This window comes from Vibrio sp. ES.051 (assembly GCF_002563795.1).
Taxonomy (GTDB): Bacteria; Pseudomonadota; Gammaproteobacteria; order Enterobacterales; family Vibrionaceae; genus Vibrio.
In genome coordinates this window covers 960,077-974,940 of sequence record NZ_PDJL01000003.1, presented here as the reverse complement: position 1 = coordinate 974,940, position 14,864 = coordinate 960,077, and the positions used below count along the sequence as shown (strand labels likewise).

Annotated in this window: 17 protein-coding genes; 3 read left to right on the top strand and 14 right to left on the bottom strand. The window is 45.5% G+C overall.

The genetic code is table 11. The annotated features are described in order from the left end of the window. Positions 1-4 precede the first annotated feature (4 nt). The 9 genes from ATG66_RS05180 to ATG66_RS05140 form a co-directional block, all read right to left on the bottom strand. Positions 5-661 (bottom strand): DUF2057 domain-containing protein, encoded by a 657-nt coding sequence (locus tag ATG66_RS05180; protein ID WP_098414283.1) that lies wholly within the window; start codon positions 659-661, stop codon positions 5-7. Between the two features lie 216 nt (positions 662-877). Beyond that, positions 878-2,026 (bottom strand): AI-2E family transporter, encoded by a 1,149-nt coding sequence (locus ATG66_RS05175; protein ID WP_098414282.1) that lies wholly within the window; start codon positions 2,024-2,026, stop codon positions 878-880. Further along, complete coding sequence (locus tag ATG66_RS05170; protein WP_179885594.1) at positions 2,019-2,705, bottom strand: potassium channel family protein; 687 nt, start codon at positions 2,703-2,705, stop codon at positions 2,019-2,021. The genes ATG66_RS05175 and ATG66_RS05170 overlap by 8 nt, the downstream gene beginning before the upstream one ends. 19 nt (positions 2,706-2,724) lie before the next feature. Beyond that, on the bottom strand, positions 2,725-3,612 hold the full coding sequence (locus ATG66_RS05165; RefSeq protein WP_098414281.1) for an HlyD family secretion protein: 888 nt from the start codon (positions 3,610-3,612) through the stop codon (positions 2,725-2,727). Positions 3,613-3,624: 12 nt separating this feature from the next. Next, entirely contained in the window at positions 3,625-3,828 is a 204-nt protein-coding gene (locus ATG66_RS05160; RefSeq protein ID WP_098414280.1) for a DUF1656 domain-containing protein, read from the bottom strand. Further along, positions 3,828-5,474 (bottom strand): TolC family protein, encoded by a 1,647-nt coding sequence (locus tag ATG66_RS05155; RefSeq protein WP_098414279.1) that lies wholly within the window; start codon positions 5,472-5,474, stop codon positions 3,828-3,830. Before ATG66_RS05155 ends, ATG66_RS05160 begins: the two co-directional genes overlap by 1 nt. Before the next feature lie 10 nt (positions 5,475-5,484). Beyond that, the gene (locus ATG66_RS05150) at positions 5,485-7,647 is read right to left on the bottom strand and encodes an FUSC family protein (protein ID WP_098414278.1); all 2,163 of its coding nucleotides are present in this window, start codon (positions 7,645-7,647) and stop codon (positions 5,485-5,487) included. Between the two features lie 359 nt (positions 7,648-8,006). After that, positions 8,007-8,975 (bottom strand): HTH-type transcriptional regulator YidZ, encoded by a 969-nt coding sequence (gene yidZ, locus ATG66_RS05145; protein WP_098414277.1) that lies wholly within the window; start codon positions 8,973-8,975, stop codon positions 8,007-8,009. Beyond that, positions 8,950-10,140: an MFS transporter gene (locus ATG66_RS05140; RefSeq protein WP_098414276.1), complete on the bottom strand. Its 1,191-nt coding sequence runs from the start codon at positions 10,138-10,140 to the stop codon at positions 8,950-8,952. Before ATG66_RS05140 ends, yidZ begins: the two co-directional genes overlap by 26 nt. Positions 10,141-10,269: 129 nt before the next feature. Between ATG66_RS05140 and ATG66_RS20810 the strand changes: the two genes are divergently transcribed. The 3 genes from ATG66_RS20810 to ATG66_RS05130 all read left to right on the top strand — a co-directional run bounded on the left by ATG66_RS20810 (position 10,270) and on the right by ATG66_RS05130 (position 11,191). Beyond that, positions 10,270-10,410: a hypothetical protein gene (locus tag ATG66_RS20810; RefSeq protein ID WP_179885593.1), complete on the top strand. Its 141-nt coding sequence runs from the start codon at positions 10,270-10,272 to the stop codon at positions 10,408-10,410. 69 nt (positions 10,411-10,479) lie between these two features. Continuing rightward, positions 10,480-10,695 (top strand): TIGR02450 family Trp-rich protein, encoded by a 216-nt coding sequence (locus tag ATG66_RS05135; protein WP_098414275.1) that lies wholly within the window; start codon positions 10,480-10,482, stop codon positions 10,693-10,695. Between the two features lie 118 nt (positions 10,696-10,813). Further along, positions 10,814-11,191: a PH domain-containing protein gene (locus tag ATG66_RS05130; protein WP_098414274.1), complete on the top strand. Its 378-nt coding sequence runs from the start codon at positions 10,814-10,816 to the stop codon at positions 11,189-11,191. A gap of 193 nt (positions 11,192-11,384) precedes the next feature. Here the strand turns inward: ATG66_RS05130 and ATG66_RS21010 are convergent, their stop codons facing one another. From ATG66_RS21010 to ATG66_RS05105, 5 genes are all read right to left on the bottom strand, one after another. Beyond that, entirely contained in the window at positions 11,385-11,672 is a 288-nt protein-coding gene (locus ATG66_RS21010) for a hypothetical protein (RefSeq protein WP_098414273.1), read from the bottom strand. A gap of 81 nt (positions 11,673-11,753) precedes the next feature. Further along, complete coding sequence (locus ATG66_RS05120; RefSeq protein ID WP_098414272.1) at positions 11,754-12,746, bottom strand: flagellar motor protein MotB; 993 nt, start codon at positions 12,744-12,746, stop codon at positions 11,754-11,756. Further along, positions 12,746-13,603, bottom strand: coding sequence for a flagellar motor stator protein MotA (motA, locus tag ATG66_RS05115; protein ID WP_098414271.1), 858 nt, complete (start codon positions 13,601-13,603; stop codon positions 12,746-12,748). The genes ATG66_RS05120 and motA overlap by 1 nt, the downstream gene beginning before the upstream one ends. Before the next feature lie 10 nt (positions 13,604-13,613). Continuing rightward, entirely contained in the window at positions 13,614-14,342 is a 729-nt protein-coding gene (locus ATG66_RS05110; protein WP_098414270.1) for a FliA/WhiG family RNA polymerase sigma factor, read from the bottom strand. A gap of 12 nt (positions 14,343-14,354) precedes the next feature. Continuing rightward, positions 14,355-14,855: a flagellar basal body-associated FliL family protein gene (locus tag ATG66_RS05105; RefSeq protein ID WP_098414269.1), complete on the bottom strand. Its 501-nt coding sequence runs from the start codon at positions 14,853-14,855 to the stop codon at positions 14,355-14,357. Positions 14,856-14,864 lie beyond the last annotated feature (9 nt).

Below are 14,864 nucleotides of genomic sequence, written 5' to 3'. Positions count from 1 at the left end.
ATCATTATTGTTGGTTAACGTACGTTTTAAAGCGAGCTTTGGTATCGGCATCCGCTTTTTGATACCAGAAGTGCAACATCTCTTCTGCCGTTGAATCAGTTTGAGTGTGCTTCATCTCTTCAAGACTGTTTGCTGGAAGTGTTACTGGTTGAGCGACTACAGCACCAGCAACCGCGATTGCAGCAACGCCACCCGTTTTATTGTAGTCTTCGACTTCACGAACGTAGTCGCGCCCGATTTGCATGCCGGGCTTAATGAGTTTGTCTTGCTTAACAGCGATGGTTTGACCTGAGGCATCAACCAGTGTCCAATCTAATTGTTTGATCTTTTCTTCCGCATCGCGAAGGTTGCGGTATTTAGGAAGCTGTAGGGTTAATTCTGCATTGGTAGCGTCAAATCTTGTGACAATAGCATCACTTTCGACACTTAGGCGGTCATTACCTTGGTTAAAGTACGGCGTAAAGCGAAATACGATTTGGTTAACGCCATCTGGTAAGGTGAGTATTCTTTCTGAGGCGAAGAACCCACCAGAAAGCTCGGCTTTTTCACCATTAGCAGCTAATACTGAAACGTCGTCAGGAACACTCACGGTTACATCTGCGAATGCCATGCCACTCATTGCGAGAGCAAGCGCACAAGTTAAAGGCTTGATCAATTTCATTGTTTTTATCCTAAGCAAATTAGTGGTCATCGAGAGTGCATCGTTAACTGCCCGATTGCAACTCCTCAGAGTAAGAAGTATGAAAATTTAACAACAACGTCATTTTTATCGTATTTATTACGGCGAAACTGTGATCCAAATAGAATCAAACCGCTTCAATAAAGCGGGTTGACATCATAAGTTATGGGTTTGATTTCTTTCTAACTTATTGATTTATTATATGCCTGCGCCATGTCCAGGCTCCGATTGGTCGTTAGAAGCGTCTTGTTGTACTGCCATTTCTTCTCTCTGTTGCGCTTTCTCGATGCTCAACCACCAAACGAACAACTCATACCAAATCGCAAGGATCACCGCCCCCAGAAATAAACCCACAATGCCATAGAATAGCATACCACCAATAGCACCAAGCAGGATAACAGGCATCGGCACGTCTACCCCACGCCCCATGAACATTGGTTTGAACAGGTTCTCTGAAAGTGCTGCCACCACGACCCAAACGGTAAACATAGTTGCCGTGCTTGTGTCTTGAGTCATGTACATGAAGCCAATCACTGGTAGTACGGCAAGCAGCGCCGGTAGCTGAGCGATACACAAGATCATCAGAATCAGAGTGAGCAAACCAGCTGCAGGCACGCCAAATACGAAGAAACCAGCACCGATCAATAGTGCTTGAATCGCCGCAACCCCAACCACACCAAGCAGTACGCTTTTAATCGTTGCCGCAATGAGCGTGGTCCAGCTTTTGGCATTGTCACCCGCGATACGAATAGCGATGGTTCTAAGGCCCGACGCTGCCGGTTCAGAGTACGTCATAAAACCTGCGGCAATCGCAAGCGACAAAATCGAAAGAAACAAGCTACCCAATACACCGCCAAGTGTTTCTAGCAACGAGGTTAATGCGGTTTTTATCTGCGGCATAAAGGTGTCGATTGCTTGTTCAAGATTCGTCGCAAAGAGCATCCAAGCCTCATAGAGTTTATCTCCGATGACGGGCCAATCCGCAACCGAAGGTTTTGGAGTAGGGATGTTCACCTCGCCATTTTGCAGTACATTCAAAGCATGTGTTGCGCCATCCACAATGGAGCCAGACACCATAACCAATGGCGTGACCAAGAGAGCGATGCCAAGTAGTGCAATGGTTGTGGCTGCCAATCCCCTACGACCACCATAAACACGTTGTAGTTTTTGGGTTAATGGCATTAAAGCGACCGCTATAATTGCCCCCCAAATCACTGGCAGGATGAAAGGTTTGATGATGTCGTATGTAAACATCAGCAAAACAAAGATCAAGCCAATACGTATGGCTGATTCCAGCATGTTACTAATGAAAAGTTTACTTTCATTTCTTTCCGATTGTTTATCCATTTTTGTTTACCTGATGTTCAATGTTGGAACTGACGAGACTTGAAACAACAATCGCCATATAAAACACACCTGTAATGGCTTCTAAATACACCACAACCTGAGCCAGAGGCGTGAGAGGGCTGATATCACCATAACCAAGCGTAGTTAAGGTGACGAAACTAAAATATGCGGCATTGGAGAAGTTTTGCCCCCAAGAGATGGCTTCCATTCCTGTGAAGGAATTTGGGGAAAACTCCAACAAAATGAGATAGGCAATCGCCCACATCAAACCTAGCAGTAAGAAAAGCGCGACCGAGCCAATCACTTTGTTGCTATTGACGTGGCCAGTGAAGAGGATTTGTCTTGTAATGGATTTAAAGGTGCCAAAGAAGAAGGCAAAAGTGAGCGCAAGCATTACCACATTCATCTCTTTGATGTTGAACATGGTCTTAATCCCAATAACTAACACCCATATGACGAAAAGGGTGTAGAGAAAATGAGACCAGGCTTTATCTAATCGAAGGCTGACAAAGCAGACAATGAAGGTAAGAACCGTAAAGGCTTGCAAGAGATGTTCTATTGTTCCTTCGCCAACCACTTGTGTCATGGCGCTCCCTAGCAACAAAATGACCAACGACAAAGTGAGATAGAAGAAGTTGTTTTCTTGATTAATATTTTTGAGTTTTTTACCAATGCGCATGCTGTTTCTCACTTCGTTGTCATTCATTTTTTTCGGATGAATCTTTCATTACCATGATGGAGGCAGAAAGCCCGAATCGAAGCTCGACACCTTCAGGAAGCGCTTGGATGGCAATTCGCACTGGAATGCGCTGCGCTAAGCGAATCCATTGAAATACAGGATTCACGTTGGGAAGAAGGTTGTAGCCAACCGTGCCGTCTTTAGGCGCAATTCCCCAACCGATAGAGTCCACCGTTGCGTTAATTGGTGTGTCGGGGTGAGACATCAGCGTCACACGTGCTTGGCTACCTGATTCAATGTGCGCTAATTGGTTTTCACGGAAGAAACCAAATACCCAGAAACTGTTTTTGTCGATCAGCGCGAGTAGCGGTTGGTTCGCCACCGCTTGTGTACCGTTTCGAATGTCAAGGTTAGAAACAAAACCATCGACGGCTGCGTAGACGTTGGTGAAGCTGAGATTGAGGCGCGCTGACTTCAATTGCTCTTCTGCGGATTTGATTTGCAGCAGTGATTCTTCGTAAGCGATTTCACGACGAATCAGATCCTTGTGAGAAACGGCGCCGCGGTCTTTGGCTCGAATGTCTTTTAAGCGATCATATTCGATTTTTTTACCGCGAGAGCTAACAATGGCGCGTTCTAGTGCTACTTCGGCTTGAGACAAAGCAATTTGGTAAGTGGCTGGGTCGATTTCAAACAGTAAATCGCCCGTTTTCACTGCTTGGTTGTCTTGCACCGCGACATTTACAATTGGGCCTGATACACGAGGCGCCACTTTGATAACGTTGGCGCGCACTTGGCCATCGCGTGTCCATGGGTTATTAAAATACTCTTCAAACTTTTGATAGCCGAGCCAAGCTGCGCCACCAAGAATGACAAGATTGAGTGCGATTACGAATAGTTTCTTCATCTTGTTTGGCACCTAAAATTGAATATAAAAGCTGTCAATGGCCACCACATAACCGACCATGATGGCAATAAACGTCAGAGACGGGAAAGCGATGAAGCGAGACAAACGGGTCTTGTTTAATATCATTACTGTTATCCACGTTGCCGTGACGGCGAGAAAAAGCACCAATAGCATCGGAGAAAAGTAAATGTCTCCCCAAGAGAGTTCATGAGGCATTAGCGATCCTCCATTTTTTTCTTATCACTGGTCTCGGCCGGTGTTTCGAGACGCAAAGGCGGCAATACGCGGTTTTCTTCATGTAAATAACCATCCCAATCAGTACGCTCTGTCATTTGCTGTGCGATGGTTTCATTAAGGAATGGCTTACCGGTTTGGGTTTGCCAGCCACCACCGAGGGCTTTGTAGAGTGCGACAACTTGGTTCGCGACGTTCCCTTTGATCGTTGCGTAGCTGTCTTCTGCGCGGGTCATTTTCTCGACGGAATTCAGCAGACGTTCGAAAGAGATTTGGCCGTTTTCGTATTGCGTCATGGAGATGTTGAACGCACGAATGGAAGCGTTGACTGATTGCAAACGTAAATCTTTTTGCTGTAAATACAGGTCATACGCTTCAATGGCATTAGTGACTTCATTAACGGCTTGAAGCACTTTTTTGTTGTAGTTGGTCAGCGTTTCTTGAAAGCGAGCATCTTCGAAACGAATGTTATTTTTCACGCGTCCGTATTGGAAAATATTCCAACTGAATGTTGGACCAACCACCATGGTGAGTGAATTGCTAAAACTGAAACTGTTGCCGTCGGGAACCGTACTGTCGATACCGATGGAACCGAACAATGAAAAGCTTGGGTATAGCGCGGTTTCTGCGACGCCAATCTGTGCACTCTGCGCGCGAGCTTGCATTTCAGAGACTTGTAAATCCGGGCGGCGCATGACTAAGTTCGCATCCACTTGGGCATCTAACGGTGGTGGGCGCGGCACAATAGAGCGCTCGTCGCTGCCCGATAGCGCCGATTTTCTACCTGTCGATTTGAACTGTGCTTCGTACTCGGCAATTTGCTTGTGCATTCCATCTGATTGCAGCTGCTCGTCTACTTCTTCCGGTAATACACCTAGTAACAACGCCAACGCGGTACGTGATTGTTTCATCGCGATTTCAAGACTCGGTAATGCCGCTTTGGTGGTGTAGAGCTGGTTTTTCGCTTGTTGGACGTCCAGTTCCGTCACGTTACCGGAATCAAACTGCACCTGTGTAATGCGGACGACACGCGCTTGAATTTCGATGTTGCGACGAGACAGCAAAATGCGCTCTTGGAACGTGCGATAGTTGATGTAGTTACGCGCCACTTCAGCGGTGATGGTGACCATGATGTCGTGATACGACGCGATGGATGCGTAATACCCCGCTTCTGCCGACTCAATACCACGAGCGTACTTGCCCCAAACATCCATTTCCCACGCGGCATCAAACGATAAAGCGGCGTTGTTCACGCCTTGATCATTTACGTAGGCACGCGCTAGATTTCCTGACACGGTTTGAACCTGCGGGTATTGCAAGTTCGTCGAAATGCCAAGCAATGAACGCGCTTGGACAATACGCAGCCCAGCGGCTTCTAAATCCAGATTTTGCTTGCTCGCCAACTCAACCAATTGATTCAGCGTCGCGTCGTTAAATTGTTGCCACCACTGTTGTAATTGTTGCTCGGATTGTTGTGTGTTTTTGGCTGATTTTTGCACCGACCAATCACTTGGCAATGGCGCTGGCTGTGGATGGGCATAATCTGGCCCCACAGTGGTACACGCAGTAGTGAACCCGAGTAGAGAAAATATGACAAGGCTTGGTTTCGTTAGTTTTGGAAGCATCATATCCTCAGCTTTAAAACCGCTTCTGTTGTAAGTTCACCCAGTCGATATCCTCATAAGTTTGTTTGCAATGCTTGATCGCTTCGAACACGTTCCGTTTTAAATTCAGCAAGATATAAAAACCGGCTATCTCTGAATAAGCGTAGTCAGATAAATCCAAGTCACTAAAAAAACTTTCCAGTTTATCTTCGAATGATTGGTAATCCTGACTGTATTGATCGAATACGGAGTCGAGCGCTTGTGTTGCTTGATGACTGGTCAAAGCGCCCGCCATCAAAGGAATGATGGCATCGTGGTGTTGCTGGCGAAGCTGAGTAATCAGCGGATTGGACAGCAACTTTTTCTCTGCCGCCATTAAGATGTTGATGTGATTGCTCAGCACATCACACGCTTTACTGAAAGCGCTAATGGCTTCTGGCGTGGTTTTGTCAAAGTGTTTGTGATTGATTTTTGAACCCCACACTTTGAGCTTTTTCGATGAGACGTTGAGCGTCACCAAGTGCAAGGCACGTTTGATTGATGTGAGAACCGGACTAGATTGCTGCTGATAGGTGGCAAACAGCTCTCGAATATGCCGAAAGTAGCGTTCTTTGATGGTTAAAAAGAGGTGTTCTGGTCGTGAGCTAAATGGGAAGTAGTGCGCGAAAATGATCATGAAGACCACCATGTAGAACAGCAGCATGATCGTCATTAGAATTTCGAAGTGATAGAGCATGTTGTTGCCCAAACCGAGAACAAACAAGCCCACCATATAGAAAATCGTCACTGGCCCCTTAAACAAATAAAAGCCGACAAAGGTGTAGATGAAGATGAACAGGCCAAGTTCTAACCCGAGATCCAACTGCGGGAGAATGAACACGTAAGAAGGAACGGCGAATAAGAAGCCAAACGTGAACAGCACAAGCAGTAAAATGGGATGCACAGGCACGAACGACAGCAGAGACATAAACATGGTCGAGAAGACCACAAATGAATAGCCACCCGGCGGATTGAAATAAATCCAAATCAATCCAGCGATCCAATAGGTGACAAAGGTTTTGACCGCGGTTTTAAAGTTTTCTGCATCCCACCACAGAAACTGACTTTTCGGTTTCGGAAGCGGCACGTCAAAGGAGACATTGTTCGTCACGGAATCTATGCAACTAATACTCTCTGCCAAACGCGACAAATTTTGATTCAATAGTCCCAAGAGATATCCCAAAGTAAGCGCAGAACCTTTAGCGAGATGTGGTGCCTCTTCAAGCAATGTTTGGTTGTATTCGACTTTGAACTTTTGAGCACGAAAAGCGGGCTCTTTTTCGTCCCAGACTTGTTGGCAGGTATCAAATAGCGCGTCAATTTCCGCAACGGCTTGATCAAAGTTGCTGATGCTTTCGCGGTCTTGCTGGTGGCTAAAGTGGCTGTGCGCCGCGACAGTCAATTGTTGTGTTACCTGCTTGTTCAAATGAACCGCCAAGCGCCACTCTTTGATGTAGGCTGATACATCGCTGCATTCCACACTGACCGTGGCAAAACGATGTTCGAGCGCATTTTGGGCGGCAAACATCTGCTCAATAAGGTCGTCCACACTGAGTTGCGTTGCACTTTCTTCTGGATTCTCTTCCGTGCTCTCTTGAGGTGATGATTTTTGCTCGAAATTTTGCAAGATAGCTGTGAACAACGCGCGTTGTGCTTGGTTGAGTTGTTCGATGAGCTGTCTTAGGTTTTGTTCTGTTTTAGTCGGGAATAAGAACGTCCCCACGAGCGTGTAAACCACCACCCCAAACACCGTCATGTAAGCGCGGTCAACGCCATAGAGAAACGCGCCTTCTGCATCACCGCCATTGGACATCATCAGAGTCATGACGCCCGTCAACATGAGTAGCGTTGGATCTTTTTGATAGGTATTACGGAAATAAAAAATGAAAGAAACCACAACCGACACGCTCAGCATGTATAGCAAGCGGTCTTGAGCAAACAACCCCACCAGTAACAAGCCAACGACTGCGCCAACCAACGTACCGCACACACGCAAGGTCCCTTTGGCGAGCGATTCACGACGACTGCCAGTGGATGCTATCAGCATTACTGTGGTTGCGGCCGTCGATGCTTGCGGCCAACCCATGGAAAAAGGGATCAGATAAGCCAGAGTGAGGCTAAGCGATACTTTTATAGCGAATTTTATTTTGTCGGTCATAGGTCAAAGTGTGCTCAGGCTTATCATTATAAGTCGATGAATTTTTTAAATTAATAATCAGAGCATTGCTCTGAGTTTTGCTCGTTTAAAAAGCATAGGTGATGAATGGATATTTGAGAGGAAAGTTATTGCTTTTTATCGGCTTGCTGATTCTTTGCTCGTTTTTTTGGACCGAGATAAAGAACCAAAGCGATGCCATCAACAATGATGGCACTGGTAAAAAGGTCGACAGCCACAGAAGTATGGGATCACTGTAGCGTCAAACGACCTTTTTATTTATTAATAAAGTGATGAATGAGAACCATCAAATTTACTAATAACTTGAAATAGTGTGAGAAAACGAGGTATTAGCCAGAGAGTTACAGTGGCTGGCATGGTGTCTCGTACAAAGATTTGATGGTGTTTTTTAGCCACAACAATTTGGGATTGTACGCATTGCGCTTATGCCAGATCATCGTAAATGGAATCAGTAACTTATCCTGCTGAGGTTTATCCAGCGGAATGGGTAAACAAACCAAATCAAGATGCAACTTCTCCGTATAGCTTTTGCAATAGTGGGGGGCGGTGGTGATCATGTTGTGAGTCGGTTGCGCTGCCATGAAGAGTGACTGCTCAAAGTTGGACATGGTCAGGCCGATACAGCGTTGTAAACCTTGTTCAGTCAATACTTCATCTAATGCCCAAGTCTCACTTTTCTCCCACACAATATTGATGTGCTGATAACTTAAAAATGTGTCGAGAGTCCACGCTTGCTGCAAGGCTGGGTGATCTTTATGTAAGTACACCATGGGCAGATCGTAAAACAGAATCTCGAAATCCAAGAAGTACGGCAGCAGCCCCAAAGACTCCTTCGAGCGAGGGTGGCTTTCTCTTCCTGTAAAGCCAATATCTGCCTCGCCACGAATAATAGCGTCGAGGGAATCGTAGTCCCAATTGCTAGTTTTTATTTTCGCTTCAGGATACCGCTGGTGGATGGCCACAATGAGCCTATCCAATACGGTGAGAACCAAAGGTGACTCAATTGTCAGATCAAAACGGACACCTTTGGGAATGATGTCGCTGCGCTTCTCCGCGATTTGACTGCCAATTTGTAGCCATTCTGCAAGATCTTGCTCCATACTCTGCGCCAAAGGCGTTGGCGCGAGTCCTTTGGGGGTTTTGATAAACAAAGGATCGTCGAACCAATGGCGCAGTTTATTTAACGACTTACTCACCGTGGAGGGCGTCACATTTAGCTTTCTTGACGTTTTTGAGACACTTTGCTCTTGCAGTAGCAGTTGTAGAGTAAACAGTAGGTTTAAATCAAGACGCGCTAGTGACTTCTTCATAATGGCTTTCGTGAACTGGATTTGGAATCAATAGTATTAGAGCAAGGCTGATTACGCTACCTAACACCAAAATAAATACCAACATATTCAGAGCACTAACGCCAATGAATCCCATAAACCAAATATAGAAGGCCGAGCTACAAACTTGAGCAATACCGAGCAATGAACTTGCCATGCCTGCTTGTTGAGAGAATGGGCTGAGCGCTTGACTCATGACCACGCCAAAGCCAGTCGCAAAGCCCGCGCAAATCAACCCAAGTCCAATTAAATAGTAAATTGATGGGCCATTGTAGAAATGTGCAACGCTAAGCACGATAGCAGCGCAAGCAAGCAGTATTTGGGACGTGACCATCAATGTTTGTTGTTTAAACATGGAGAGCGCCAAGGGTGCCGAGAACGAAATGAGCATACTAATGGTTGCCGTGCCTGCCATTACAGAGGAGTAGCCGCCGCGATCAAAACCAAGCATATTCATTATTAAGATAGGTGACGTGTTCACAAAGGTAAGAATGGTTGTCACCCCAATTGCGGTAATAACGAGTCGGCTCATAAAGAAGCGCTCGAAGAAGATCTCTTGATGGTTCTCCGAGACCGTATTCTCTTCTGAAACCTGAACCTGTAAAGATTCTTTTAGGACAAAAATTGAAAGCAAACTCACGAGGATGCCCATTCCTGCCATGGTAGTAAACAGGCTCGGCCAAGGAAATTTCAGCATGATCAAGTGCCCAACCACAGGTGCAATCACAGGAATGATGCAGGTGATACCATTTAGCATCGACAACACTTTTGCACGGCGCTGGTCATCCAATGTGTCGCGTAAAATTGCGAAAGCGACAACGTAACAAGAACCCGCGCCAATCCCTTGGATGAAACGCGCGATTAAAAAAGTATTGGGTTGTTCTGCCATCCCTCCAAGCAAAGAGGCCAAAACAAAAATCACAGCACCAACGACTGCCACAGGTTTTCGGCCAACGGAGTCGGCAATTTTTCCCGCAAACAACATCGTGGTTGCCATGCCTGCCAAATAGATTGAAAACGCGATATGCAATTGCGATTCACTTGCATTAAGATCTGCCGCAATTTGAGGTAAACCAACAAGATATAAATCAATGGCAGTAGGGTAGAGTAAAACAAGAGCAAAACTACAAAGTAAAAAACGGGACATGGAAACCTCTCTATTGAATGCGAGGATAATAGAGTGCTAAACGTTTGTCTGCGAGTGGGAAATACGACACTAGGTATTTCTATTTACGACATACCCTGTATAAACTGAGCATAAAGGCAGCAGGAGAAGATGACTATTACCATCTCAGCCCTATCGGTGGTGGCGACGCCAGTATTAGTTGGAGTTGTTGTGATTGTTTTGGTCGGTAAAGCAGCAAATGGGACGTATCTCTTTTGCTGTGATTTCTGTTGTGGGAAAGTTCAAAAATAAGAAAAATGTGACTCTCTGTTTGTATCCAACCGTATACATCAAAAAGGTCATAAAAATCGGTGTTGCAACATGAACAGAATTCACCCCAAAAAATTATTAAACAGCAAATGGACTGCGACTTCTCCTAGGCATAAAGAGAAGCATTTTGTGGTCACGGAAATGGAGCTTGATGAAGAGGGCTACGTGGTAAGGTGTGTGATCGAAGCGATAATGAGTAGGCGAGAGCAGGAGATGGACTGGCAAGAGCTCAAAGATCCGACACAATGGCGACAAGGTTGGAAGTGAGTGGTTTTATTGAGAGCTTCCTTTTACTTGATGATGAAAAGCGGGTGTTCTACCGATAGGCAATGGTCTAAGTATCTGCTACGTTGAGTTTGTTCATTATAAAATAAAAGGAATGACTATGATCGACTTCGAAAATTCATCTGTGTTTAAGCTTAAACCGATAGAGATCTCAAAGGTTAGGGAAGATTTTCATAAGTTTCTGATTGATGGTGAGTCAGTGTTTGCAGGGTTTAAAACTGTTCGTGACCAATTGATATTCACCAACAAGCGTGTCATTGCTGCTAATGTGCAAGGCATTACTGGCTCAAAAGTAGATTATACCTCTCTTCCCTACAGCAAAATCAATGCCTTTTCTATTGAGACTTCCGGAACGTTCGATTTAGATTGTGAAATCGAATTTTTTATGAGCGAGGTGGGGCGAGTTCGTTTTGAGATTAGAGGATCGTTTGACCTTATTACATTTAATCGAATGGTCAGTGAGTATGTACTCGCGTAGAGATAAGATAGCGAAGTGTACGAAAAAGATGGAGTGTGGCGGTGAGAATATCAATCTGTCCCTCTCTGTTTTTTGCTAATAAAAAAGATGAGCCAGTGCGATTGATGAAAGCGACGAGTGGGTGAAGTCAGACTCATCAAAACGATCAGGTTGCCAAAGCAATAAAGATAAAATCAATGGTGGAAGCTGTTATTTAAATTAGAAAAAAGAAATAGAGAAAGCAGATAAACGCAAGCAAAGTGGCGGATAAAATAGGATAGATGATGTAAGAATCCTGCTTCTCCGTTCTCTGAAAGCACAGTGAAACGAGCAAGATATTATAAACAACGAGCAGTAGGCTTATCATGGTGCCGCTGTTAAGCGTTAAACTAGACAGTTGAGTTAGAAAAAGCGTAAGCAAGAGGTAGTCGAAGACAATTAACCATAGAAAGGCCTTCTTCAACAGATCGCGTTTTTTGTTTTTAGGCGTTGTTATGTGCATATAGAACTCAACTAAAAAGTCACAGTAACAGAAGTTATCGGTTAGAAAAGGTCACCTACAAAGCAAGGTAACCTTTCTTGATTATAGTTCTTGGATTGTTGCTTCTTTGGCGGTGGCATCTTCGGAGTAGCGAATGACTTCTTGTCGGATGACTGGTTGGTTAAATTCGGCCTGCTGCTTCGCCTTTTCTAATTCACTTTCTTCGTGGTTACCAAAAAGAGTTTCAAGGACTTTAGCCGCAGGTGTGGTTAAAACAAACAGCTCGATACGACGGTTTTCACTTGATTCTGGCTCATCAGGGTTGAGCAGGGCGCGATCAGACATGCCAGTGACTTGCATGACTCGCTCATCTGGCATACCACCTTCAACCAGCGTGTTTCGTGCTACATCAGCGCGAGAAGCCGACAACGCCCAGTTTGATTGACGGCCAAAACGCTTTTTAAAGGGAATGGCATCGGTGTGTCCGCTGATGATCAGTGGGTTATTAACACGCTGAAAAACAGGCGCGAATGCGAGCAGTAAGTCTTCAAAAAAAGGCGTGAGTTTATGACCACCCCGACTGAACATATGTTGTTTGTAATCATCTTGCAAAACGACGCGTAAGCCTTGCGGCGTTACAGTGACATTCACGTTCCCTTGAGCATTGATTTGGGCTGCCATTTTTTCAATAACTTTGGCTAGCGCAGCAAGTTGCTCTTGGGTGTCGAAGCTACCGGGGATAAGCGAGTCAATTTCAGGGCCATCACCATCACCACGAAAGTAAGAGCTCACAACGTGGTTGGAGTTATGTTTGCTTGGCACAGAAGAGTCCTGTGCCAAGTCAATAGGAGAGATACTTTGTGAAGTATCGAATGGATTGCCGTAACTCTTATCAAACACGCTCGAACTATGTAAATGGGCGACAATTGCTTTACGCTCTTCTTTATCTACCACTTGCATAACCCAAAGCACAAGAAACAGCGCCATTAGGGCGATCATGAAGTCAGCAAACGCGACTTTCCACGCGCCGCCATGAGATTCATCATGGCTGTGAGCTTTGGCACGTTTGAACACTACATGCTCTTGTTTTTGCATTATCCCTCCTGTTCAGCTAACCACTTCTCCATTTGGTTGAAAGTTGGTTTGATGTCTAGCTGAATATGTTTACGGCCAGCGTCGATGGCGAGCAATGTTGGCTTTTTCGCGACATAGGCAACCAAGGTTGCACGTATGCATTCAAAAGCGGTCATATCACGTCTCACTCGCTGAGCCATAGCGTTACTTAATGGGTCTAAGCCACAGTAACAACCAAAAATACCAATAAATGTACCAACAAGGGCGGCCGCTACGTGATAACCAATCAAGGCGATTGAGCCATCAATAGCTTGCATGGTGATGATGATGCCACCTACCGCTGCTAGAATACCGAAACCAGGCAGTGCTTCTGCTGTACGCTGTAGTGAGCGTGAAGGTAAAAGCATTTCGTTCTGTATCGCTTCGATTTCTTGTTCTAGCAGTCCCTCTAATTCATGAGGCGACATTTGTCCCATTGCCATTAAACGTAAATTGTCAGTGATGAAAGAAATTACCCGATGATCCTGAGAAACTGTCGGGTATGCGAGAAAAATTGAGCTTTGGTCTGGCGACTCGATATGAGAATCGAGAAATTTGTAACCGCGGTTGCGTGCTGTTTCAAGTAAATTGTTGAGCAGAGACATTAATTCCATATAGTACTCATACTCATCTTTAGGGCCTTTGATCGTGGCAGGCACCTGTCGGCGCATTTCCTTGAGTACATGCGGCGGGTTACCGATGATCAATGAACCAGCTGCTGCGCCAATAATGATAAGGAATTCGGCTGGTTGCCAGATAGCGCCTAGATTACCGCCAGCCCACATGTATCCACCGAAGACACACACTAGAATAGTGAGGACTCCAAAAAACTTTTGCATCTTATGACTCCTAAGAGGACATTAATTGGTTGAGTTGTTTCAGCGCTTGTTTATGAAGCTGACAAATTCGAGGAGGCGTCAGATCCAAGACGAGGGCTATCTCGTGTAAGTTGAGTTCGTGCTGATAGAACAGAGTGAGTAACAGTTGATCACGCTTGGGCAACTTGCCGATAGCACTGTCTAAACTGCGGCGAATATGTTCATGTTCCATGCCATCATATTGTCCGCCGATATGGCTATCACCACTGCTTTCCATCAGTTGATCAAGGCTTTGCATTTCCCCCGCAAGCGCAGCATTTTGGCGGGCATAATAATCTTGCTCGTTAGTGCCTAAGGCTTGGACGATTTCGGAATCCGTTGGCACTCGCCCTAAAGAGCGGGTGAGATCACGGGTGACGTCATTGAGCTCATGAGCTTCTTGGCGTGTTTTACGAGAACGCCAGTCTAGTCGGCGTAATTCATCCAAAATGGCTCCTCTCACGCGGCACACGGCAAAAGCGGGAAAGTGCGGGTCGTCAACGTCGCCGTATCGGCGCCCAGATTCGACGAGAGCGATGAGGCCAATTTGCTGCATGTCTTCAATACTACAATGGGAAGTGGCATGGACGCGAAGTTGGTTAACGACGCGTTTTACCATAATTTGATGACGCTGCAGCAGGGCATTTTCATCAATTGGTCGCGACGGTGCCGTCACTTCCTCTTCCGTGGTGTAAGTATCTTGTGGGTTCATGTCTAACATGGTTGTGCTCCGCTACTGCACAACGTATTTAGTCAAAATAACATCATCGATGTCACGCACGATGTCTGTTTTATCGAAGGCTTTCAGTAACGTTTGTTTCACTTCGTTTTGCAGAATCTCGATAGAACCGTCTTGCTGCAATTCGTCGAATGTTTTGTCACTAAACAGTTTTAACAGCGAGTTTTGTACGATCGGCATGTAGTTGTCGATGTCTTTAATGCGCTCTGGACGGCGTGTTTCAACGGCCAGCTCTAGCATGACAAAGTGCGTCTGCTTTTTACCTTTAATGGTCAAAACGACTCGGTCTAAAGGATGGAAGCTTGGTCCTTTCTCCGTTGGTTCGTCTGCGACCAAAAATGACAATGGAGAACCTTCTAACAGTGAAACAGAGTCAGATGACTCTTGAGAGTGTTTATTTAGGTACCAAATACCGCCCATAACCGTGGCGGCCGAAACGAGGGCGCTGGTGATGATCATGGCGATAAACAGGGCGATCATTTGTTTTTTGGTCATAACCTTTTT

What these genes read in the sequence shown, in the direction of transcription:
- ATG66_RS21010 (WP_098414273.1), bottom strand. Translation starts at nt 11,672, where the DNA reads ATGCACATAACAACGCCTAAAAACAAAAAACGCGATCTGTTGAAGAAG.
- ATG66_RS05155 (WP_098414279.1), bottom strand. Translation starts at nt 5,474, where the DNA reads ATGATGCTTCCAAAACTAACGAAACCAAGCCTTGTCATATTTTCTCTA.
- ATG66_RS05105 (WP_098414269.1), bottom strand. Translation starts at nt 14,855, where the DNA reads ATGACCAAAAAACAAATGATCGCCCTGTTTATCGCCATGATCATCACC.
- ATG66_RS05170 (WP_179885594.1), bottom strand. Translation starts at nt 2,705, where the DNA reads ATGCGCATTGGTAAAAAACTCAAAAATATTAATCAAGAAAACAACTTC.
- ATG66_RS05130 (WP_098414274.1), top strand. Translation starts at nt 10,814, where the DNA reads ATGATCGACTTCGAAAATTCATCTGTGTTTAAGCTTAAACCGATAGAG.
- ATG66_RS05135 (WP_098414275.1), top strand. Translation starts at nt 10,480, where the DNA reads ATGAACAGAATTCACCCCAAAAAATTATTAAACAGCAAATGGACTGCG.
- yidZ (WP_098414277.1), bottom strand. Translation starts at nt 8,975, where the DNA reads ATGAAGAAGTCACTAGCGCGTCTTGATTTAAACCTACTGTTTACTCTA.
- ATG66_RS05150 (WP_098414278.1), bottom strand. Translation starts at nt 7,647, where the DNA reads ATGACCGACAAAATAAAATTCGCTATAAAAGTATCGCTTAGCCTCACT.
- ATG66_RS05110 (WP_098414270.1), bottom strand. Translation starts at nt 14,342, where the DNA reads ATGTTAGACATGAACCCACAAGATACTTACACCACGGAAGAGGAAGTG.
- ATG66_RS05175 (WP_098414282.1), bottom strand. Translation starts at nt 2,026, where the DNA reads ATGGATAAACAATCGGAAAGAAATGAAAGTAAACTTTTCATTAGTAAC.
- motA (WP_098414271.1), bottom strand. Translation starts at nt 13,603, where the DNA reads ATGCAAAAGTTTTTTGGAGTCCTCACTATTCTAGTGTGTGTCTTCGGT.
- ATG66_RS05180 (WP_098414283.1), bottom strand. Translation starts at nt 661, where the DNA reads ATGAAATTGATCAAGCCTTTAACTTGTGCGCTTGCTCTCGCAATGAGT.
- ATG66_RS05140 (WP_098414276.1), bottom strand. Translation starts at nt 10,140, where the DNA reads ATGTCCCGTTTTTTACTTTGTAGTTTTGCTCTTGTTTTACTCTACCCT.
- ATG66_RS05120 (WP_098414272.1), bottom strand. Translation starts at nt 12,746, where the DNA reads ATGCAAAAACAAGAGCATGTAGTGTTCAAACGTGCCAAAGCTCACAGC.
- ATG66_RS05165 (WP_098414281.1), bottom strand. Translation starts at nt 3,612, where the DNA reads ATGAAGAAACTATTCGTAATCGCACTCAATCTTGTCATTCTTGGTGGC.
- ATG66_RS05160 (WP_098414280.1), bottom strand. Translation starts at nt 3,828, where the DNA reads ATGCCTCATGAACTCTCTTGGGGAGACATTTACTTTTCTCCGATGCTA.
- ATG66_RS20810 (WP_179885593.1), top strand. Translation starts at nt 10,270, where the DNA reads ATGACTATTACCATCTCAGCCCTATCGGTGGTGGCGACGCCAGTATTA.